Below are 21,061 nucleotides of genomic sequence, written 5' to 3'. Positions count from 1 at the left end.
GAGCCAATGCAGGCAATTTATGCCACCATTGGACTCCACTCAAGATGATAACAAGCGACCTCATCCAACAATAATAACGTAGGGATCAGCGGTAACATGAAAGCGTCACTCCAGCTCAAACTGGGTCAACAGTTAACCATGACGCCACAATTACAACAGGCCATCCGTCTGTTGCAACTGTCGTCATTAGAACTGCAGCAAGAGATCCAGCAAGCCTTAGATTCTAATCCCCTTCTCGAGCTGGAAGAGGATCAATTCGACGCCACTAAAGACCCTGTAAACCAAACGCTATCCGATACGGATTTCAGTGAATCTAGCACCCTGCCGCCAGAAAAAGACAGCTCCACCATAGATACGGCAGAGTCGCTCACGAAAGAGTCCATGCCCGACGAACTCCCCATGGACACCACATGGGATGAAGTGTTCACCGCCTCTCCTAATTCTGGCCCCGGTGGCAGTCGTGAAGACGATATGCCCTTCCAAGGTGAGACCAGTGAAGGCTTGTATGAACACTTAGAATGGCAAAAAAACCTCACGCCGTTTTCTGAAACCGATTTAGCCATTGCCACCGCCATTATTGATGCCATCGACGATCAAGGCTATCTCACCCAAAGCACTGACGAAATCCTCGAAGCCATGGGCAATTCTGAGGTTGAGCTCGACGAAGTAGAAGCCGTACTCAAGCGCATTCAACATTTTGATCCCATTGGTGTTGCCGCCCGCGATTTAAGCGAGTGCCTGTTGATCCAACTGTCGCATTTCGCCGCTGATACGCCCAACCTAGAAAACGCCCGCATGCTGATCAAAGATCATTTAGATCTGATCGCCGCCCGCGATTTTAGATTGTTGATGCGTAAGACTAAATTAAAAGAGGATGAGTTAAGAGACGGCATCGCGCTTATCCAAACCCTCAATCCTCGCCCAGGTTTATTGATTACGCCCAACGATGACGAATACGTCATCCCAGATGTGTCTGTGTCGAAGAAAAATGGCCGCTGGGTGGTTGAGCTGAATCCTGACTGCATGCCAAAAATCAATGTAAACCAACATTATGCCTCGATGGCGCGCAGCACTAAAAGCCAAGCCGATAGCCAATTTATTCGTGGTCATCTGCAAGAGGCTAAATGGTTTATCAAGAGTTTAGAGAGCCGTAATGATACCCTGTTGAAGGTGGCGAACTGTATCGTCCAATATCAGCAAGGTTTCTTTGAATACGGTGAAGAAGCCATGAAACCTATGGTGCTGAACGATATTGCCGAAGCGGTAGAAATGCATGAGTCGACCATCTCAAGGGTGACGACACAGAAATACATGCATACCCCTAAGGGACTTTTTGAACTAAAATACTTCTTCTCTAGCCACGTCGGAACTGACGATGGTGGGGAGTGCTCATCCACAGCAATCAGAGCCTTCATTAAGAAACTGGTTGCAGCGGAAAACCAGAAAAAACCATTAAGCGACAGTAAGATGGCACAACTTCTGGCAGAACAAGGGATCAACGTAGCCCGCAGAACCATTGCGAAGTACCGAGAGGCTATGCTCATTCCGCCTTCTAATCAGCGTAAAAGTTTATAACCTACAGTGGATATCGGAGGACGTTTCTATGCAAATAAACCTGAGTGGACACCATGTCGAAATTACCGAATCGTTACGCGCATATGTAGAAGAAAAGTTTTCAAAACTTGAACGCCATTTCGAACAGATCAATAATGTGCACGTTGTGCTCAATGTCGAGAAAATGCAACAGATTGCCGAAGCGAGAATAAATCTTATCGGTGGTGAAGTTTTTGCTACTTCAGAGCATGCTGACATGTATGCCGCTATAGACGCCCTGATTGACAAGCTTGATCGTCAGGTTATTAAACACAAAGAGAAGTTAACAAAACACTAATAATGGAACTTTGTACCATACTGCGGCCGGAGTGCACTACCTGCGCCACTCCGGGCAGCAAGAAAAAGGTACTGGAACTCATCAGCGACTTAGTCGCTGCCCAGTACCCGACCCTCTCATCTCAAGAGATATTCGAAAGCCTAGTGGCGCGCGAAAAGATGGGGAGCACAGGTATAGGTAACGGCATCGCCATTCCACATGGTCGACTAGCCGATATAGATCAGCCCATTGCCATACTCATTAAGTGTGAAGAGCCGATAGCATTCGATGCTATCGATAAGCAACCTGTTGATATTTTATTTGCACTACTGGTGCCTGCTGACCAATGTCAGCAACACTTAAGTACCTTGTCTTGCATGGCCGAAAAGCTGAGCGACAAGCAAATATTAAAGCAATTACGCAAGACGCATGATGAAACGGAACTCTATCAGGTAATCACTGGATGAAACTGGTCATAGTGTCGGGCCGCTCAGGCTCAGGCAAATCTGTCGCCCTAAGGGTACTCGAAGATCTCGGCTATTATTGTGTCGATAACCTTCCCTTGCCCTTAATCGGCACTTTGCTTGAGCAACTCAAAGGCAGTAACGATCTCGTCGCCATCAGTGTCGACGTGCGTAACATGCCTGAGCAGGATAAAGTCTTAGTGAAGCAACTCGCGAGCCTGCCTCCTGATACTGAGTTAACCAGCTTCTTCCTCAATTCCAGCGATAAAATTCTGCTTAAGCGTTACAGCGAGACCCGCCGTTTGCATCCTTTGTCGAAGAGCCAAGTCTCTTTGCAAGAAGCGATAAAGCTGGAAGGGAAACTGCTCGAGCCTATGTCAAAACTGGTCGATCACTACATAGATACGTCGAATTTGAATATCTATGATTTAAGCGATCAAGTGAGACAAATTCTGCTCGGCAGCGTCGATAAAGAGTTAGTGATTAACTTCGAGTCCTTTGGCTTTAAGCACGGTATGCCAACCGAAGCCGACTTTATGTTTGATGTACGCTTTCTGCCTAACCCACACTGGGAACTGGCGCTGCGTCCATTGACAGGCTTAGATGAGCCCGTGGCTGAGTTCTTAAATCGTCAACCACTCGTGAATAAGTTCATCTGGCAAATCGAAAATTTACTGGAAACTTGGCTGCCGCATCTCGAGCGCAACAATCGCAGTTATTTAACTGTAGCGATTGGCTGCACGGGTGGACAACACAGATCGGTTTACGTCGCAGAGCAATTGGCTAAACGCTTTAGTAACGGTAAACATAAAGTTTATGCCCGCCATCGAGAGCTGAATAATGCCAAAGCTTGAACGTCAGATCACCATCTGTAACAAACTGGGATTACATGCCCGTGCCGCCACTAAGTTGGTGGTACTGGCATCCGAGTTTGATGCGACCATCACCTTAATACAAGGCGATAAACAGGCATCGGCCGCCAGCGTGCTTGGCTTATTGATGCTTGAGACTGGCATGGGTAAAACCATTAAACTTATCGCCGAAGGCCCAGATGCTGAGCCCGCTCTGGATGCCATTTGTGCCTTAATCGACGCTAAGTTTGACGAAGCCTGTTAGTTTGATTTCATACTCAGTGTTCCGCACAGGCACTCAGATCAGTACACATCACACTTAGCACTGCTTATTTGTGCAGTTCACATCTCGTTTCAAAAGCTTGGCGACATATTTGTCGCTCGACGGCACGAACCATAGGCGATTACACTAGCGAGCATTACCGCTGACTCACCTTAGTCTTAGCCGCCTTAATCTATGCGTAAAACGCATGACCTATGCCAGAGCGCTCTATCTGTGACTGAAGCATAGCTATCGCGAAGTCACCGCTAAGTCTCAGCCCTGCGCAAAGCAGCGCACTCTCGAACCAATTTGCCGCACAGTGGCGGACAACTATGGAGGACAAATGCCCGTAGATAATTCAGAAAACGATCACACCGGACATAGTCTCGACCAGTTAAACCAAGCGCTTAGCAGTGGCATGTTTGTGCACGTGCGTAATATGCTGCAGAAAATGGCCGCCTCAGATATCGCGCTGATCTTAGAATCCTCACCACCCAGCGCCAGACAAGTGCTGTGGCAGCTTATCGATCAAGAACAAATAGGCGACATACTCGACGAGTTAAGCGAAGAACTCAAAGATCCGCTGATCCGCAGCATGAGTCCTGAGCGGGTTGCAAAAGCGACAGCGAGCATGGACACCGATGATCTGGCCTATATTCTGCGTAGTCTTCCCGACGCCGTTTACAAGCAAGTGCTGCAGTCGATGACAGAACAAAACCGCCAGCGGGTAGAACAGGCTTTATCCTATCCCGATGAGACCGCCGGCAGCTTGATGAACACAGATACCGTTACTCTAAAACCCGATGTGAATATCGATGTGGTGCTGCGCTATCTTCGCCAAAGGGGCAACCTGCCAGACACCACAGATACCTTATATGTGGTCGATAAACAGGACAAAGTGCTCGGCGGTGTCAGGCTGGCAGATCTACTGACTTGCGCGCCAAGCACCACAATTCGCAACATCATGGACCCCGATATCCAAAGTATTCCGGTGAGCATGTCCGACAGTGAAGTGGCGCAGAAATTCGAACGCAATGACTGGGTATCAGCTCCCGTTGTTGATAGAGATGGCAAGCTGCTAGGACGGATCACAATCGATGACGTGGTCGACGTTATCCGCGAAGATGCCGAGCATTCCATGATGGGGATGGCGGGGATGGACGATGACGAGGATACTTTCGGCCCAGTGCTAAAAAGTACCCTACGTCGCTCACTCTGGCTCACGATTAACTTGTTCGCCGCGCTACTCGCCTCCTCGGTCAGTAATATGTTTGAAGGCACTATCGAGCAATTTGCTACCATCGCCATCTTGATGACAATTGTCCCTAGCATGGGCGGTGTGGCCGGTAATCAAACCTTAGCACTCGTGATCCGCGGTATTGCCTTAGGCCACATAGGCCAAAGCAACGCCCGTTGGCTTATTGGTAAAGAATTATCGATTGGTTTTCTCAATGGCTTAATGTGGTCGATTTTGGTGTTTATTGCCGTGTTGCTGTGGAAGGATGATATGGCACTGGCGGGATTAATTGGCAGCGCTATGCTGATCAACATGACAGTGGCTGGGCTTGCAGGTGCGAGTATTCCATTGATTTTAAAACGACTTAAAATCGATCCTGCCCTCGCTGGCGGCATGGTGCTCACCACAGTCACTGACGTGGTTGGCCTATTCGCCTTCCTCGGATTAGCGACGCTCTATCTGATGCACTAACGCTTTAACGCTTTAACGCTTTAACGCTTTAACGCTTTAACAGTTTGAGTTTATAACAAAAACGGCACCGAAAGGGTGCCGTTTTTTTATCCTGCTGAAAAACTAGAAAAGACTATTTTGCCGGTGGTTGAAAACCATAACTGCTCAGAATCGCTTGACCTTTTGCCGATAGAATAAACTCAGCTAACGGCGTTGCGGCAGCATTGGCGCCCTGCAAAACCAGCAAACCATAGTCGGCCCCCACGGCGAGTTCCTGCGGTAAGTCGATGATTTGTAGACTCGGCACTTCTTGTTTAGCCAGCACAGCATTAGTGCAATAGGTTAAAAAGATATCTGCTTGTTTGTTTTCCATCACCCAGCCATAAGGATTGCGATCTTTAGGTGGTTTAGCACTCTCAGGGCCGCCCGTCAGTTGCAATGCCTTGGTCTCTAACGCGGCTTTCGCATTGGGTTTTACCGCTTCGGCCTTAGCAAAAACGGCCCAAGCATAATCACCCGCCGGATCGGCTTTCGGGGTTGAGGTGCCAACTTTGATCTTAGGATCTAACAAGGTATCGAGTAGCGTTGCACTCGTCACCTGAACATTATCCTGAGCAACCGCGCAGAGTTGATTACGGGCAAACATTTGCACCGCTTTCCCCTGACCCGCATCCACTAATGCCTGCGGATGTTTCATATTCGCCGAGGCAAAAATATCGACTTTTTCACCCTCTTGAATGCGTTTTAACAGTAAACCAGATGGCGCATATTGTGCCGCAACACTCGTGTGCGACTCGGCTTGATAAGCGGCAATAATATCTTTCATGGCAGTCTTTAAACTGCCTGCGGCGCGCAGTTCTATCGGCGCCGCTCCTGTGGTCACTTCGGCTTTCATCGGCATTCCTTGTACAGCAGCCACCATGATGACAGGGCTTAAACTCAAGGCGACTAACACGTGTTTGCTTATCATAGTCATATTCTCCTCTGGGCGCTAAAAGTCATTCTTGTGACTTATCCTCATACAGAACGTGAAATCGATAAAGGGATCAAGCTGAACTCATCCCGAAGCAAACCGCTGTGATGTGATTGTGGTGTAGATCACCCAAAACACAGGTTAGAGAGGACAAATTGTCTAGCTTAAATCTGCGAGGCACTTACCGCTAAATATGCCTAACACAGAAACAAAAAAGTCGCCCTCAGGCGACTTTTGTAAAACTAGAATGCTTCACTTGCCTACTGACCCGTCGGCGTTAATACAATCTCAACACGGCGGTTTTGTGCGCGGCCGTTTGCATTTGCATTTGATGCGATAGGACTCGCTTCCCCCATGCCTTTTGATTTTACACGGGCAGAGGCGACGCCTTTGCTCATCAAGTAATTACCCACTTCACCCGCACGTACTTGTGACAGACGTAAATTGTAAGAGTCTGAGCCACTGCTGTCGGTATAACCTAATACGTTAAGCTGTGTTTTGCTGTATTCCTTGGCCACAAGCGCCACTGAGTTCAGCACGCGTTTAGCGCCGTCGCTTAACTCGGTTTGATCTACGCCGAAGGTGACTTCATTAGGCATGTTCAAAATGATGTTATCGCCGCTACGGGTCACACTCACGCCCGTTGAAGCGAGTTGTTGACGTAATTTGGTCTCTTGCACATCCATGTAATAACCAATACCACCGCCGACTGCAGCGCCTGATGCAGCACCAATTAAGGCACCTTTACCGCGGTCGCTTTTGCTCGAAGAGACTACGCCAATGGCAGCCCCTGCGACGGCACCAATCAATGCACCACTGGTCGCTTTAGCGGTTTGTTGTTCGTTTGAATAGGGATTGATTGTTGTACAACCCGATGCAACTAGCGCGGTCGTCAATACCACTATGGCTAACAGGGATGGTTCAGATTGCACTGCCTGAAAACACTTCATCATTTATAACCTCTTTATATGATTGATGACTGTGAATACCGCTCAAAGGGCAAGAAATATCACTTCACACTAAGTAATACGAATGACCTAGGGATTGCCACAAGGCTGGCAGTATATAAGCAATTACGCTCGAGACAATCCTTTATCCATATTCAATTCTGCTAATCCAGATTGTAGTCAGCAAAGATACAGATTTCGGGTTGCAATCGTGCCTTAGACAGCCCTGTTCCATATCAAGCCGAAGGCACCGAAATAGTGCGTCTTGCACTGTTTTTGGCAGCACTAAAAAATCACACCGTTTTAATCGAATATACAACACAATGATTTTAAAGAATAAAATAAAAATTAGAATATTGGCACGAATTTTACATACTACTAAGTGAATAGACAGTCAGACGCGGTAGAAATCGCCGAAAACTCAAGTCGACTTCAACAGGATTAATCCAAATTAAATGGACCTATCGAGACAGAAAATGCACTCGAGTATTTAGGGTCATGAAGGAGGAAGTATGAAAACAGTCATGAACTTTATCGCACTATGTCGCCACGAATGGATCTGTCTGCGCCACCTAGGCCTGAGTCAGTGGGATTTAGAACAGCGTCAATATCCTCAATAACAGGCAACACAAACGGTCATATTTTAGTTAGAAAGCAGTAAAAGAGGGAACGCTCATGGGAATCTCAGAAAATAGTCTCAAGCTACATGTTATCACCGAGGTTAAAGTGCAAGGTCGCTTACTGTCGGATGTTGCACGTCAATACGGTCTATCTGCCAAGGCAGTCTACCAATGGGTTCGGGAAAGCGATCTACAACCCCAGCAAAGAGAATGCGCATTAATGAGCGAGATTGCCCAACTGCAGAAAAGAATTAAACAGCTCAATAACGAGCTACGCACCATAGGTTAAGCGCTGCATGGCAATTGAATGCCTGTACAACAAACTAAACGTGCCCGAATAGACAAGGCCGGACGAGATTGCATATCGCCCTGCTGATAACGCTAACGATGTAAAAGATGTGCTAACAACAATAATAACAGCGCCCTTTTTAGTCCGGCCTTGTCGCCCAAATTGATAGACCCAACGAAGATTGGGAAAGAGTATTAACAGCAACAAACGAATAGGGACAATGCAAAAGTTTCGGCAAGACTGGGGAGGGAGTTATCTCCCCCAAGATCAAATATGTGAATTGTGCTCCCCCAAGTCATGAACATATTTCTCTCTCTGGTCTTGTCATTTTATTCACAGTTCTATGATTGCTAGCTTGTTTGTAGCAACAAGGATGGCCCCAGCTTCTATTGGGGATTAAGCCAAGGATTGGCTAACGCCAAAAATTAAATAACAATAATAAAATCAACAATAAAAATAATAGTGACACTTAATTTTTAGCATGAAAAAGACGCTACTTTGAGCGTCTTTTTTATGGGAAAAAACAATGGCAGACGATTAATAGTCTTCTTCGTTTGCCTCTTGGATCCTTTGTTTACGCTCTTGCGCCTCTTCAAAGGCCGCTTGAATTTCCTCTAACACGGCACTGACATCGGCTTCGACCAATACTTCGGTAAACTCACCAGTTAATGGTGTTTCTGGCTTCAATTCACCCGCTTCGAACAGGGCCCAAATCTCTTTGGCATATTGTGTTTTTAACAGCTCAGGAGCATACAAGCCATAGTATTGGGTCATGTTATTCACATCACGCGCTAACATCCATTTGGCATGGTTATTCGCGGCGGCATCGACAGCTTGAGGCAAGTCAATAATCACAGGCCCTTCGCTATCGACTAGCACGTTAAACTCAGACAAGTCACCGTGCACTAACCCAGCACAAAGCATGCGTTTGACATAGGTCATCACCAACGCATGATCTTTCAGGGCTTTTTCGGCCGACATACTGACATCGTTTAATCTCGGCGCCACATGTCCATCAGCATCCGTCACTAACTCCATCAACAACACGCCATCGAAACAACCATAGGGTGTTGGTACGCGCACACCTGCATTTGCTAAACGATAAAGTGCTTCAACTTCGGCATTTTGCCAAGCTTCTTCCTGCTGATCGCGGCCAAATTTAGACCCTTTTTCCATCGCACGCGCACGACGGCTATTGCGGACTTTTCGGCCTTCTTGATACAACACAGCTTGCTTAAAACTGCGCTTGTCCGCTTCTTTATAGACTTTGGCACAGCGGATATCATCACCACTGCGTACAACGTACACAGTCGCTTCTTTACCGCTCATTAACTGGCTAATGACCTCATCGACCAGTCCTTCATCAACCAGGGGTTGGATTCGTTTCGGAGTTTTCATAGCGCCCTTATACCTTACTTAGGCATGATATGGAATACTGCGGGCAAATCTTCATACAAAAGCGGTCTCCAGCGGAAGTTTGATGAATATAGTTCAGGATTATTAAACGAATTTTAAGTAAAAACTAATGCACTTGCGTGTTAAACACAATACCAGATTTACTGAGGACTTTGGCAAAGAAAGAGACTGAAAATGAAGCTTAAACTAAAAGAATATTCTTTTCCGCCAACCTATATAAAGCAAGAGGTAAAACCACAGCCTCGATCCTGCTGCGAACATTCAAATTCAAGACCGCTCAAATAGATATCCGAGCTAGGTTTACGTAAAAACTTAACTCACACAAATAAGGCAATCACACTTCCCACGGTCGCTGCGGCTTTCAATATTTGCCCAGCGCTATAATAAGTATCGTTCGAATCGCGAATGTCATTAGGGGCGGCATCATCGGGAGCTGGCAATAGTGGTTTGCTCGTCGCAGCAACATCGGAACTGGGCTCAGCATTGGGAGCAGCCAAGCCTAAAGCGCCATAGGTAAAGGATTTGAGTCCACTTGGCTCTGCAATCTCGCTGGGTTGATGAACCGATTTGGCCGTCGGTAATGAAGCAGAATGCGCCGATGAAACGGGTGAAATCATAGCTAACCCCAAAGCAGACATGAAAGTGTTAATCGCAAACTAACATAATATCAGCCGGTTATCATGCATCCATCCGTTAAAGTGTGATGGATTTTGCCCAAAAAAGCGCATCTAAGACAGAATCATCGGCGGTATATAAAACTAGATCTCCCCCAGAAGAGCCTTTATCCTAAACGCCACAACATATAGAGAACTTGTCCATGCATTATCCCAGCCTTTTCCTCGCCCTTTCGGTCCTATCGCTCACTCAATGCAGCAGCTTATCGATTGAAGAATGCGCCAATAGTGATTGGTTTGCCCTAGGACTGGCCGATGGCAACCGTGGGACGAGCGCAGGGCAATTGAATCAATATCAAAAAGATTGCCGAGAATTTAATCTCAGCGTCGATACCGCACAGTGGAAACAAGGATACCAGCAAGGGTTAGCCAGTTACTGTCTTCCCGAAAATGGCTATCGCGTTGGCTTAGCGGGAGAAAGCTACTATGGGGTTTGTAGCAATAACGCCTTCGTTGAACGTTATAATCAGGGCCATCAACAATATCTAACTAACAAACGCTTAGCTGAAATAGCCGATCGCTTAAATGCCATTGATAGAGAAATAAGCAGTCTTGATGGCAAGATCAATAATCTCACCGATAAGGCCGACTTATTAAAACAGAAAAACAGCCTACTCAATGAGAAGAACCAGCTGTTAGATGAAAGATCTCGCCTACGCAGACCCGATATGCGCTTCGAATTAAGATTCTAAGCCATAAAAAAACACTGAGCCCAATTGGACTCAGTGCTTAGGTTAATCACATAGGTTATGTCAGTTTCACAGTCCGCTATTTTTGTGTTAATCCAGCAGTGGATTTAACATTGACTCTTTGGCTAACATCGGCAAATTTAGCTTTTTTAAACCCTGATGGACGCAGGAAAAAACTATAGTAAAGTAGACTCGCCGACGTCCATGCAATAGCTAAACTCCATAAGTCATGGCTCAAGAAATGGGCACCGCGTAACTCTTGGCCGATACCGAACAATAGGCCTAAACTCACCCCGAAAATCAAACCAAACTTAGCTAAATGCGGACGATACTCACGTAAGACGTAATACAAGGCAACCCAAGCAAACCCACCGCTAGCATGGCCGCCAGGGAAACATTGACCAAATTCAGCGCCTTCAGGTAAACGGGCAAACAGGGAGGAATGCAGCATACGGCCGCCAAACTCAATCACATCCCACGGGCAGGTCATATGGGTAAAGCTCTTGCCAATGCGTACCAGCAACACACTCGCCAATACGCTACAAAATAGATAAATCAACCCTTTACGGTACGGCTTAACCCTGTCACTTCGAAAACTAAAGGCAATGCCGACTACAACGCTCACCGCCAGCAAGATAACAAAGTTACGCCCAGCAACGTGCAATACATTTTCGGTCAGCCAATGGCCTCTTAATGGCCAAGAGTCGACGCCACCCTGCCAATGAAATAACAAGGTTGCCACTTTCATATCGGCGTGAGTCCATTCAAGCCCAAAGATGATCACCGCAAACACTAATAGTGGCGCGATTAGATGCCCTTTGGCAAAATCGATAAATGTCATCCTAACATTACCTTTAAAATAGTTACTCACTCATAAATCCAATGACTAGAATATCTTGCGTTAGGGTAGCGCTGAATTCTTATCTAAAACTTAAGAAACGCAATTGCGCCGACGTTAACACAAAACTTACATCGCAATACAACTAAATTTATTCAAAAAACTCACAACATGAGTAAAAAGACTATAGTTTATAAATAATATCGCGCCTCTAGGACTGAGCATTCATGCCATACAATTTCGCCATTAATCAGTCTCAAAAAGATCGTTTATTCGCCGACATTGCTATCGACACAGATAAAATCGTAGTTCCCCAAGTCATGGTTGATAACTGGCAACAAACCTTAGATTTGCTCTCTGAATTGGTCGACACTCCCGCGGCTTTAATCATGCGTGTCCATCAAACCGATATAGAAGTGTTTACCTCGAGCCGCACTCAGGGGAATCCCTATAAAAAACACGACAAAGACAGTTTAGGCCACGGACTTTACTGCGAGACAGTGATAAAAGGAGGCAAGGAACTCCACATTCCGAATGCCCTAAAAGATAAAGACTGGGATAAAAATCCGGATATTAAACTCGGCATGATTGCCTACTGTGGCTTACCTTTACGCTGGCCCGATAACAGCGCCTTTGGCACTATCTGCATGCTCGATAACAAAGAGCATAATTACAGCCAATCGTTTCGCAGCTTACTCGCTCGGTTTCAAAATGGTATCGAAGCCAACCTCGTCACCCTCTATCAACAGGCAAAGCTGCAACTGCATAACCAAGAGTTAGAGCAAAAAGTACAACAACGCACCCATGAACTCGCCGAACTCAGTGGCAAGCTCATCAAAGAAATCGAAAATCGGACCTCCACCGAAACCTCACTGGAATACCATAAAAGCTATGATCCACTGACGGGATTACCGAATCGCATCAATTTGATTAATAGCCTTTCGACTATGCTCGAAGAAGTGAATCGCAAGGAAAAGATTTCAGTACTCTATCTGGGGCTGCGCAATTTCAAATCCATTAACGACAGTTATGGCTATCTGATTGGTGATAAAATTCTCACCATCCTCAGCCACCGTTTACAACACTATGCCGATGAAAACACCTTCATCGCCCGTATTGCCGGCGCCGAGTTTGTGATTATTCAAGCCCATAAACCTTCGAATAACGAAACCAATAAACTCATCAATAAAGTACTTAACTGCTGTAATACCCCCTTTGGCGTGGCAGATTTTGTGATCACGATTCCCTCGAGCATGGGTATAGCTCAAGCGCCCATCGATGGCATAGATGCCGCCATTTTGCTGCAAAAAGCAGGGGCTGCGATGACGATCAGCAAAGCCGATGGCTCAACTCACAGCTTCTTTAATCAAGACACTCAAGCAGCGGTGAATCTACGCTATCAACTGGAATCTCACTTGGTCGATGCATTGAACAAGAACGAATTAAGTCTGCATTACCAACCCTTTATTAACTTAAAGACTCAAAAGGTGATAGGCGCCGAAGCCCTGCTGCGCTGGCACAATCCGATCCTTGGCAATGTAGCCCCAGACAGATTTATCGCCTTAGCAGAACGTAATGGCCAGATCATTGATATCGGTAATTTTGTATTGCATACCGCGCTGGCTCAGGCGGCGAAATGGTGTCGCGAGCTAGACCAGGAGTTTAAAATCGCCATCAATATCTCCCCTTTGCAAATGCGCAATCCCCGTTTTAGCGAGCACATAGCTGACTTACTCACCCTCTATCAATTACCACCGACCGCTCTAGAGCTTGAAATTACCGAAGGCATGCTGATGCAGGACGAACACTTAGCCCACAATGCCATCCAAAAGTTGCAGGAACTCGGTATCCGCATCTCCTTAGATGACTTTGGTACTGGCTATTCATCCCTCAGTTATCTACAAAAATACTCTTTCGACACTTTAAAAATCGATCGCTGCTTTATTAGTAAACTAGAAGAAAACGAACAAGATAGGGAACTCACTAAAGCGATTATTGCCATTGGTAAGAAACTGAACTTGGAAGTGATCGCCGAAGGCGTAGAAACCCTAGAACAAGATGCCTTTATTCGTCACGAGGAATGCGACTTAGGCCAAGGCTACCTTTACGGTAAACCCATTACCGCAACACAGTTTGAGCAGAAATTTATCCATAAACAAGAGCATTAAGTTCATCCTTAATGCTCTTTTTTATCTCGCGAATTAAAACCGACTGAATAATGCTAGGTGAATAGTCATTTACAAAGAATGTTATAACTCACATTTGGATAGAAGTCCGCTAGAAATAAATTATAATCGAGCTTGTTTCAGATAAATATTTATATTTAAAACTTCTAAAGATGTAGCCAATTTTTATTGGCCACTACACTCATAACCATATCTCGAACATGCAATGGACTTAGCTAATAACTGTGGTCGTTTCGAGTGGAGTAGATGTCTTCTGTAATTTTAGAGTTATTCCTGTGCTGACACCACAAGAGTGTCATCTATCGTTAAAAACAATCAATTATAAGCTGATTTAATTTTTTAGGAGTGAAAAAATAACATACTCACTCTGCAATTCAGCCTCTTTTATTTTTTCATCCATGAAAGCTAGTAATCCAGGATAATGCTGTCTACGTCTAAAATAACTCTGAAACAATTTTACAACGGAGTCTTTGGTTAACTTTTTTTGCTGCATAGCAATTCCTGCCAAGTAACTTTTTAGCATTAACACATCAAGTATTAGAAACTTAAAATACTCAGTTGGTCGCTTGCCTAAGTGAGCCATAAATTGGTCGTTATAAATACTATATAACAAAAAATTATTTAAAAAGTGAGGATATTCTGCTAAATGCTCATCTATTATTTTTTGTGAGGTTTTTAATATTTCAGTGTAGGCATGATGCTCTCGATTTGGATTGGCGACTATGAAAACATTATCATTGTTACTGTAGGCCTCATTAGTGTTGAGGCTTCTCATAAGCATCTGTTGGCATTCGATGAAGTCATCAAACTTTTTAATATTACATGTGGGGATCTCTTTATTTTTATATATATGGGTAACGAAAAATGAATCTTGAGTTGCAAAGAAATGCCACTTTATAGCAGATACTGAAGGCAGTGCTTGAAAATGCTCAAGCAAAGTACCATCACTAATCATGATATTAAAGTTCTCAGCAAGTTCTGACAAACGAGTGATATTATTTAAATGAGAATCAGACTGTTTTAAAAATAAGCCAATTATAAATAGTTGTTGTTCAAAGTTGAGTTCAGAATTTAAAGCAATACTAAAGCAAAAATCACGAATAAATGCTAAATACGCAGGTAGATTAGCAGCGGTTAAACCACGGATATTGCCATGACTTAATTCATTTTGGTATTGAGTTACAGTTGATATCATCATGGCTCCAGGATCATATAAGACATTTCTAACGACTTCAGGGCAAGAAATCGCCATACTCATCTCAGCTTGTTCGCCAAACCAACGAGGTGTACGCGGATAATCTTGGCATACATGTGGTAGTAGTTTTGGACCACATTTTTTATGTATATTGCATAAGTTTTTTTCATCTAAAACAGGGCAATCACCATTGTTGGACATTTTTATACTAGCGTAATCTTTTTCTGATTTTCTAGTTAGCTTGAAGGTTGAAGAAGCAAGTTGACGAATTACAATATCACCGTGCTTTTTTAAGGTTTTATAAGTCTGTTTGTCTACTTCTACTGTCCAAGTATTGCAGCAATGAGCAGTACAATCACTGCCAATACAGGCGAAGTCACTAGCAAATTTCGGTGTCATTACTTCCAATTTTTTTTTATTCATAGTGTTAATAAACTCCTGTACGACGTTATCTTTAGACTTGCATGCAAGTTTGCTTACAAAAGGGAGTGATACATTAGCTTTTTAGGACGCATTATATATTGAGAACTTATCTAAGATTAGCATTGTTGCAACAATGACCTTCTAAAACATAGATGATTAAAGCAGCGCCCATCAACCTAGGTCACTGCTTTACATCTCACTATAGGGATAGGGAAACGAGACTAGTCTGCTTTGATGACGGTTTGTTTGAGTATTTCTTGGTCATTTTTAAACACCACTAGCTCGCCTGGAGGGCTATCGCTGGTGCCTAAGACGGTGACATAACAATGATACTGGTATGGGCCGCTGCGAAATTGGTATGAATGATTCCCACCGCTACCATCGAATACGAGTTTGCCTTTATTCAGCACTAGATCTGGCTTTTCGCTCAATGACTTACCTTTTGCCCAAGCGGCATAACGGTATTGATCATTCCCCATATTATCGACACGAATCGTAAACTTAGCAGTTTTCCAAGTTAATTCTGGGCTCACAAACTCACTCACGCTCGCATGTAATCCCGTTTTTTGCTTAGCGATCAGCTCTGCCTTCAACGTTGCCTCTGCGGGTGTTTGAGCGTTAATGCCAATAATCTTGCCGTCAAAATCCAGCCACACTTCACCGCTGCCGAGCATAATGCCGCGCCACCCCATAGTCTGCCAATCGGCTTCAACCTTAGAATGAGCAATCTGCTCAAGCAGCTGTGGATCGAAGACTTGGTTGAAACGTGCAACCATTTCCTGAGTATTTTGAATCGCTGGGATCGGATATTCACGTTTAAGTGGGTAAGCCACTCGCTTAGCAATGGCTTCTGGAGCATTTGCCTTAGCCGCATCGATAAGCCCTTGCACCAGAGGAATATATTCCTTTGGTAATGCCTCGTCGGCCGCATTCACTGGGCTACTTAACCCCATAGCACCGAATATCAAGGCGGCATAACATAGGATTTGCATCAATTTAGCTTGGCCGAAAACAGCGGTTTTTATTGCCTTTAATGGTGAGGCGAGTGACATCTTTATCCCTTATATCCAAACGTCTCTGCTGAGACCCAAAGCGAAGAATAACATAAGTACACAGGACAAAAACCTAAGCCGATTGACGCAATGCCTGACTAAACCGTCAGCAACAGGTTAGCGTAAATCGCCAGCGCGACCGACATAAAGATAACCCCAATAATTGCATCGATAATCGGTGTCAGTCGCTGCAATTTAAGTTGCACCCGCGCCTTAGATAACATCACAGCCACAAAGCCAAACCATGCTAGCGACAGCGATAACAACAAGATAGCGGCAGCGATTTTAGTGCTTGTGGTAACGCTTGGGGTTATCAAAGCAGAAAACAGGGTTAAGAAAAACACCAATGCTTTGGGATTCAATAAATTAGTATAAAGCCCAGTCAAAAAACCTTGTCTGCGCGACATAGGTCCACCTAAGCCACCAGCAATAGACGCCGCGCCTTCAACGTCAGCAGAAAGAGCATCAACCTTTGTCCCAGCATTTGTACTGGCACTCGCTTTACGTTTAGCCAGTATCGCAAGGCCTGCACGCAGGGCACCAAACCCCATCCAAGCGAGGTAAGACGCGCCCACGATTTGCACCAATAAATACAGAGTGTGTGAACTCTTAATGAGTAGACTCACGCCAGTTAGGCTCAAAATCGTGTGGGCTAAAATGGCCATTGAAATCCCCACAGCGGCGGCAATTGCCGTGCCTCTAGGTTGCTGAGTGGCAATCTTCACCATAATAGCGAAATCGGGTCCTGGGCTGATCAAGGCAACCGTGTGGATCACGGCCAAGGTGAGTAATAAAGATAAATCCATAGAGATGCGGCTCCGCAAAAAAAGTAATAAACGATAACTGAGGCGGCCAGTATGGCCATTTGTCGCCGAGCTGAATTGTAATAAATTGCACGATTCTGTTTTATTCGAATCGGCAATCGTCGAAAGACGGAAAAACTAGAGCATGCGCCGCTGAAATTGCACCGGCGATAATAGGAATGCCTGCTTAAAGGCTTTATTTAAATGGCTCTGATCGAAAAATCCGAATTGCTGCGCCACATCCGCCACTAGAGCGCCATGGCTTAAGGATTTTTTCGCCAACTCTAAACGCACCCGCTTGAGATACGCATGGGGTGTCATCCCTGTTGCCTGTTTAAATTGCCGTAAAAACTGAAACTTACTTAAGCTCACTTCATTGGCTAAGGTTTCAAGCTGAGTATTATGCCAAGGTTCATCGTGAATTCGCTGCTTGACTAAGCTTACCTGTAACTTAGATAACCCCAGCTGTGGATTCAGTTTAGATATGCCAGATGACACGCCGCTTGGGTAACGCTCCAGCAGCAGATGAATAAAGTTCAGTAAGTGGGATTCGCCCGCGAGCGCACTGCATTGGCCTTGGATCAATAGCTCGTGTAGCTGAATAAAATATTGATAAAGCGTTGGGTCATCCACCATAGGCGCGCTGAAGAAGTGTTCCTTCAACCCCAGTTCTTGACTGACTTCATTCATGTATTCCACGGGGATCGACATGACTTTCACCCGATAACCGTCGGCATCGCGGCTCTGGCCATCATGGGTTTCGTCGGGATTTAAGGTCGATAGACTGTGCTGACCGAGTTGGTAACGGCTGCCCTTATTCACAAACTGCTGCGCACCTTGGGTGACCACACCTAAGTGGTAATCCAGATGCACATGTTTATCAAAGCTGAAATGCGTGAATTCCGCCTGACTCAGTTCTATGCCTGATAAGCTGGGATGACGCCAATAGTTAATGTTTTCAATCGGTGTTGCTGTGCTCATCTCTCGCGGCTATTACCTATTAATCAGCATAAAAACTGGGGAAACTCAAATCCACTAAGGTTCATTCTAGCCTTCATTGTCAGCGCGGGAATAGTAAATTATTGCAGCCATATGGTTTGATGGAATGTGCGCATAGATTCGCGCTGAAAAAAAACAAAAACGCCCAACTCTGTGGGCGCTTATAAATACGGACTGGCTTAAGTTCTCAGTTCTACTCAGCGCTAAGCTCGTCAGTATCACTTACACTTAATATCGATTAAATCGATTAATGCGAATGGCTGCCGTGTCCGCCTTGGGCTTCAATAGATTGGCCTTCGCTGTTGTAAAAACCGCTACCGCCATGTTCAATAAAGCCTTGGTTGATCATCTTAGCGATAAAAGGATCAGACTCACTGTCGCCGACATCGGCAAAATCAATATCTTGATAATCTTGGGTTAATACCACAAACGCATCGCTATCAAATGGCTCTACGCCCACCAGCTTGTAGGCTAGATTCGGTTGAGATTGACCTAAGATAAACTCAGCGGGCAGGCTGATGGCATCAATCCAAACAAGCTCACTCTCTAAACCGTTAACCTTACCTTCAAAGCCTTGAGTCGCAAAACACGCCTCTTGCTTAGCTTGTGTCTTGGTCATGTGGGTCGGCAATGCTGGCGATACGACATGGTACAACTGGTCGCGATCGTGCTGAATGTTGAGTGCGCGCAAATCACCTTTACGGTAAGTCACAGAACGTTTTTCAGCGGGGAAATAACGCACATATTCGCCATTGCTCGACCATTCTTCAAATGTTGATCCATCACGCTGAATAATAAAGTCTTGTCCATTACGGATGAGGGTCATTTGCCATTGCTGGCCCTTGCCATTGGTCACTTGATATTGAGCCTTTAAATGCTCGGCTTGTAGCGTTGGACACTGAGCCTCTTGCGCTGCCATAGCAACATTGGGCAGAACTAAGCTGGATAACATTAGAGCCAATAGACGGTTTTTCATTAGACTTCTCACTTACTGAACAGGGTAAACACTTAAGCTTTTGTAAACGCTTTGGTATGTTAAATCGTTAGGCTAAAGGCTGATGGATGACGTATGCCATCCATCAGCGCTGCTTTTACTTAACTATTACTGCTACTGCACTATGTCTTACTGCACTATTTCTTACTTCACTTATGCAGAGACTAAGCAGGGCTTACTTAACCGCAGCCGCTTCAGCTTTAGCCACTAAATTTGCCGCGCGGTTCATCACGTGGAAAATGTGGTTCTGCTCAACCGTACCTTGGATAAGATCCGAACTTGGGCCGCGGGCGAAAATCGCTACGTCTTCCCCTGCATGGGTCTCGTCACTTAATGGCACTAGCGCTTCTTGGTGGAATCCGGCACTTTGGGTATCAACAAAGTTCAAGTCCTTACGACCTGCGTCCACTGGGAAGTTGTAACGCTCATCGCCACCTGTTGCTAATGACGCATAGCCCATGCCGTTAGCGTAACCGACTGTGGTATATGGCAAACCGTTAGCATCGGTAGAGTTAGTCACTTCAGCAACGCCGTTGGCGTCGTTCGACTTCACTAGACCTAGGATAGGGTTACCGCGAGTTGGATAACCTGCGATGGTGAACACATGGCTGTGATCCGCTGTAACCATTAACAAGGTATCGTTTGCCGAGGTTTTTTCCATCGCCACACGCACCGCTTCAGACAATGCCATTGTGTCATACAGCGCACGCGCCGCATTACCCGCATGGTGAGCGTGGTCGATACGGCCAGCTTCAACGATCAGCACAAAGCCTTTTGAGTTTTTCTTCAGAATATCAATCGACTTAGCCGTCATTTCCGCCAGTGATGGCTCGCCAGTCACGCCAGCTTCTTTACGATCGTAGTCGTATTCCATGTGAGATGAGTTGAATAGGCCAAGCAAATGATCTGTGCTTGCTGCATCCACACTGAGGAAACCGTCTCTGTCTTGCACGTAAGCGGCGTTAGTGTATTTAGTCATCCACTCAGCTGTGAGATCGCGACCATCGTTACGCTTACCGGCTTTACCTTCTGGATCTACGGTCGTCTTAGGAATAAAGGCGCGGCGACCGCCACCCATCATCACGTTAAGACCGCTGCCGTAGTTAAAATCGAGCATTTGCGCGGCGATATCTTTACAGCCATTAGTCACAGCTTCAGCTGGCAGGTTTGAATCGGCTTCCCAATCACGTTCTGGCACATGGGCATAAGTCGCCGCAGGGGTTGCGTGGGTTAAACGCGCAGTTGTCACCACACCTGTTGCCATTCCCGCCATTGCGGCAAGCTCAAGTGACGTCACAAGATTTTGATCTTTAGTCGAAGCACAGTTAGCACGTACTACGCCTTCAGCTTGTGAAATCACGCCCACGTCAGTTTTTACACCTGTCATCATCGCCGACATAGTGCCTGCAGAATCCGGCGTTTGGCCGTCGACGTTATAGGTTTTAGAAAGACCCACATAAGGCAGAGTTTCAAAAGATAACGAGTTTTCTTCACCCGTCTTGCCTTTTAGCTGGCCTTCTAAAATACGTGCGGCAGTAATGGTCGATACACCCATACCGTCACCCACAAACAGGATCACGTTTTTCGCGGCGCCAACATCATTGTTAACCGTTAAGCCTTCGGCTTTGGTCACGCGAGCTTGTGCATCGACATACCACTGATTCACAGCAGTCCAATCTTTGCCATTGCTACCGTTAGACCCATTTGATCCATTGCTACCCGGTGTTCCCGCGGTACCGTTATCACCATCGCTACCGCATGCGGCTAAACCCAGCATGGCTGAAATCGCGACTACTAGTAATTTCTTATTCATTTTTTGCTCCAAAAGT

The 21,061-nt window shown here is 45.6% G+C and carries 20 protein-coding genes; 9 read left to right on the top strand and 11 right to left on the bottom strand.

Features of this window, described 5'->3' with window-relative positions:
- The first annotated feature begins 96 nt into the window (after positions 1-96).
- The 6 genes from NE536_RS08175 (at position 97) to mgtE (ending at position 5,155) form a co-directional block, all read left to right on the top strand.
- Entirely contained in the window at positions 97-1,575 is a 1,479-nt protein-coding gene (locus NE536_RS08175; protein WP_006083069.1) for an RNA polymerase factor sigma-54, read from the top strand.
- A 28-nt stretch (positions 1,576-1,603) separates the two neighbouring features.
- The gene (gene hpf / locus NE536_RS08170; RefSeq protein WP_006083070.1) at positions 1,604-1,891 is read left to right on the top strand and encodes a ribosome hibernation promoting factor; all 288 of its coding nucleotides are present in this window, start codon (positions 1,604-1,606) and stop codon (positions 1,889-1,891) included.
- A 2-nt stretch (positions 1,892-1,893) separates the two neighbouring features.
- Positions 1,894-2,337, top strand: coding sequence for a PTS IIA-like nitrogen regulatory protein PtsN (ptsN, locus tag NE536_RS08165; protein ID WP_006083071.1), 444 nt, complete (start codon positions 1,894-1,896; stop codon positions 2,335-2,337).
- Positions 2,334-3,188 carry an RNase adapter RapZ gene (gene rapZ, locus NE536_RS08160; RefSeq protein ID WP_006083072.1) on the top strand — a complete coding sequence of 285 codons (855 nt, stop codon included), beginning with the start codon at positions 2,334-2,336 and terminating at the stop codon, positions 3,186-3,188. The genes ptsN and rapZ overlap by 4 nt, the downstream gene beginning before the upstream one ends.
- Positions 3,175-3,450, top strand: a complete 276-nt coding sequence (locus NE536_RS08155; RefSeq protein ID WP_006083073.1) for an HPr family phosphocarrier protein — start codon at positions 3,175-3,177, stop codon at positions 3,448-3,450. Before rapZ ends, NE536_RS08155 begins: the two co-directional genes overlap by 14 nt.
- A gap of 340 nt (positions 3,451-3,790) precedes the next feature.
- Positions 3,791-5,155, top strand: coding sequence for a magnesium transporter (gene mgtE, locus NE536_RS08150; RefSeq protein WP_261272391.1), 1,365 nt, complete (start codon positions 3,791-3,793; stop codon positions 5,153-5,155).
- Between the two features lie 112 nt (positions 5,156-5,267).
- Here mgtE and NE536_RS08145 read toward each other — a convergent pair whose 3' ends face one another.
- The gene (locus NE536_RS08145) at positions 5,268-6,104 is read right to left on the bottom strand and encodes a molybdate ABC transporter substrate-binding protein (protein ID WP_012088232.1); all 837 of its coding nucleotides are present in this window, start codon (positions 6,102-6,104) and stop codon (positions 5,268-5,270) included.
- A 263-nt stretch (positions 6,105-6,367) separates the two neighbouring features.
- Positions 6,368-7,057 carry a YiaD family glycine zipper/OmpA-like lipoprotein gene (locus tag NE536_RS08140; protein WP_425347528.1) on the bottom strand — a complete coding sequence of 230 codons (690 nt, stop codon included), beginning with the start codon at positions 7,055-7,057 and terminating at the stop codon, positions 6,368-6,370.
- 672 nt (positions 7,058-7,729) lie between these two features.
- On the opposite strand from NE536_RS08140, the gene NE536_RS08135 reads away from it, so the two are divergent.
- Positions 7,730-7,963, top strand: a complete 234-nt coding sequence (locus NE536_RS08135; RefSeq protein ID WP_107946534.1) for a transposase — start codon at positions 7,730-7,732, stop codon at positions 7,961-7,963.
- Positions 7,964-8,500: 537 nt separating this feature from the next.
- Here NE536_RS08135 and NE536_RS08130 read toward each other — a convergent pair.
- Positions 8,501-9,361 carry a PA4780 family RIO1-like protein kinase gene (locus NE536_RS08130; RefSeq protein ID WP_106649407.1) on the bottom strand — a complete coding sequence of 287 codons (861 nt, stop codon included), beginning with the start codon at positions 9,359-9,361 and terminating at the stop codon, positions 8,501-8,503.
- Between the two features lie 335 nt (positions 9,362-9,696).
- Entirely contained in the window at positions 9,697-10,017 is a 321-nt protein-coding gene (locus tag NE536_RS08125; RefSeq protein WP_342455075.1) for a hypothetical protein, read from the bottom strand.
- A 179-nt stretch (positions 10,018-10,196) separates the two neighbouring features.
- On the opposite strand from NE536_RS08125, the gene NE536_RS08120 reads away from it, so the two are divergent.
- Positions 10,197-10,745, top strand: a complete 549-nt coding sequence (locus NE536_RS08120) for a DUF2799 domain-containing protein (RefSeq protein ID WP_106649405.1) — start codon at positions 10,197-10,199, stop codon at positions 10,743-10,745.
- 76 nt (positions 10,746-10,821) lie between these two features.
- Here NE536_RS08120 and NE536_RS08115 read toward each other — a convergent pair whose 3' ends face one another.
- The gene (locus NE536_RS08115) at positions 10,822-11,583 is read right to left on the bottom strand and encodes a phosphatase PAP2 family protein (protein ID WP_261272388.1); all 762 of its coding nucleotides are present in this window, start codon (positions 11,581-11,583) and stop codon (positions 10,822-10,824) included.
- 224 nt (positions 11,584-11,807) lie between these two features.
- Here NE536_RS08115 and NE536_RS08110 point away from each other — a divergent pair, with 224 nt between their 5' ends.
- The gene (locus tag NE536_RS08110) at positions 11,808-13,748 is read left to right on the top strand and encodes a bifunctional diguanylate cyclase/phosphodiesterase (RefSeq protein WP_261272387.1); all 1,941 of its coding nucleotides are present in this window, start codon (positions 11,808-11,810) and stop codon (positions 13,746-13,748) included.
- Positions 13,749-14,097: 349 nt separating this feature from the next.
- On the opposite strand, the gene fliB is transcribed toward NE536_RS08110, so the two are convergent.
- The 6 genes from fliB to NE536_RS08080 form a co-directional block, all read right to left on the bottom strand.
- Complete coding sequence (gene fliB, locus NE536_RS08105) at positions 14,098-15,384, bottom strand: flagellin lysine-N-methylase (RefSeq protein ID WP_261272386.1); 1,287 nt, start codon at positions 15,382-15,384, stop codon at positions 14,098-14,100.
- A 221-nt stretch (positions 15,385-15,605) separates the two neighbouring features.
- Positions 15,606-16,436, bottom strand: coding sequence for a hypothetical protein (locus NE536_RS08100; protein ID WP_261272385.1), 831 nt, complete (start codon positions 16,434-16,436; stop codon positions 15,606-15,608).
- Between the two features lie 98 nt (positions 16,437-16,534).
- Positions 16,535-17,242 (bottom strand): LysE family transporter, encoded by a 708-nt coding sequence (locus tag NE536_RS08095; protein WP_261272384.1) that lies wholly within the window; start codon positions 17,240-17,242, stop codon positions 16,535-16,537.
- 135 nt (positions 17,243-17,377) lie between these two features.
- Positions 17,378-18,220: an AraC family transcriptional regulator gene (locus NE536_RS08090; RefSeq protein WP_261272383.1), complete on the bottom strand. Its 843-nt coding sequence runs from the start codon at positions 18,218-18,220 to the stop codon at positions 17,378-17,380.
- A 265-nt stretch (positions 18,221-18,485) separates the two neighbouring features.
- Complete coding sequence (locus NE536_RS08085; protein ID WP_261272382.1) at positions 18,486-19,214, bottom strand: hypothetical protein; 729 nt, start codon at positions 19,212-19,214, stop codon at positions 18,486-18,488.
- A gap of 193 nt (positions 19,215-19,407) precedes the next feature.
- Positions 19,408-21,045 carry an alkaline phosphatase family protein gene (locus NE536_RS08080; protein ID WP_115335548.1) on the bottom strand — a complete coding sequence of 546 codons (1,638 nt, stop codon included), beginning with the start codon at positions 21,043-21,045 and terminating at the stop codon, positions 19,408-19,410.
- Positions 21,046-21,061 lie beyond the last annotated feature (16 nt).

Source organism: Shewanella septentrionalis (genome assembly GCF_025370265.1).
Classification (GTDB): Bacteria; Pseudomonadota; Gammaproteobacteria; order Enterobacterales; family Shewanellaceae; genus Shewanella; species Shewanella hafniensis.
This window is presented reverse-complemented; position numbering and strand designations above follow the sequence as displayed.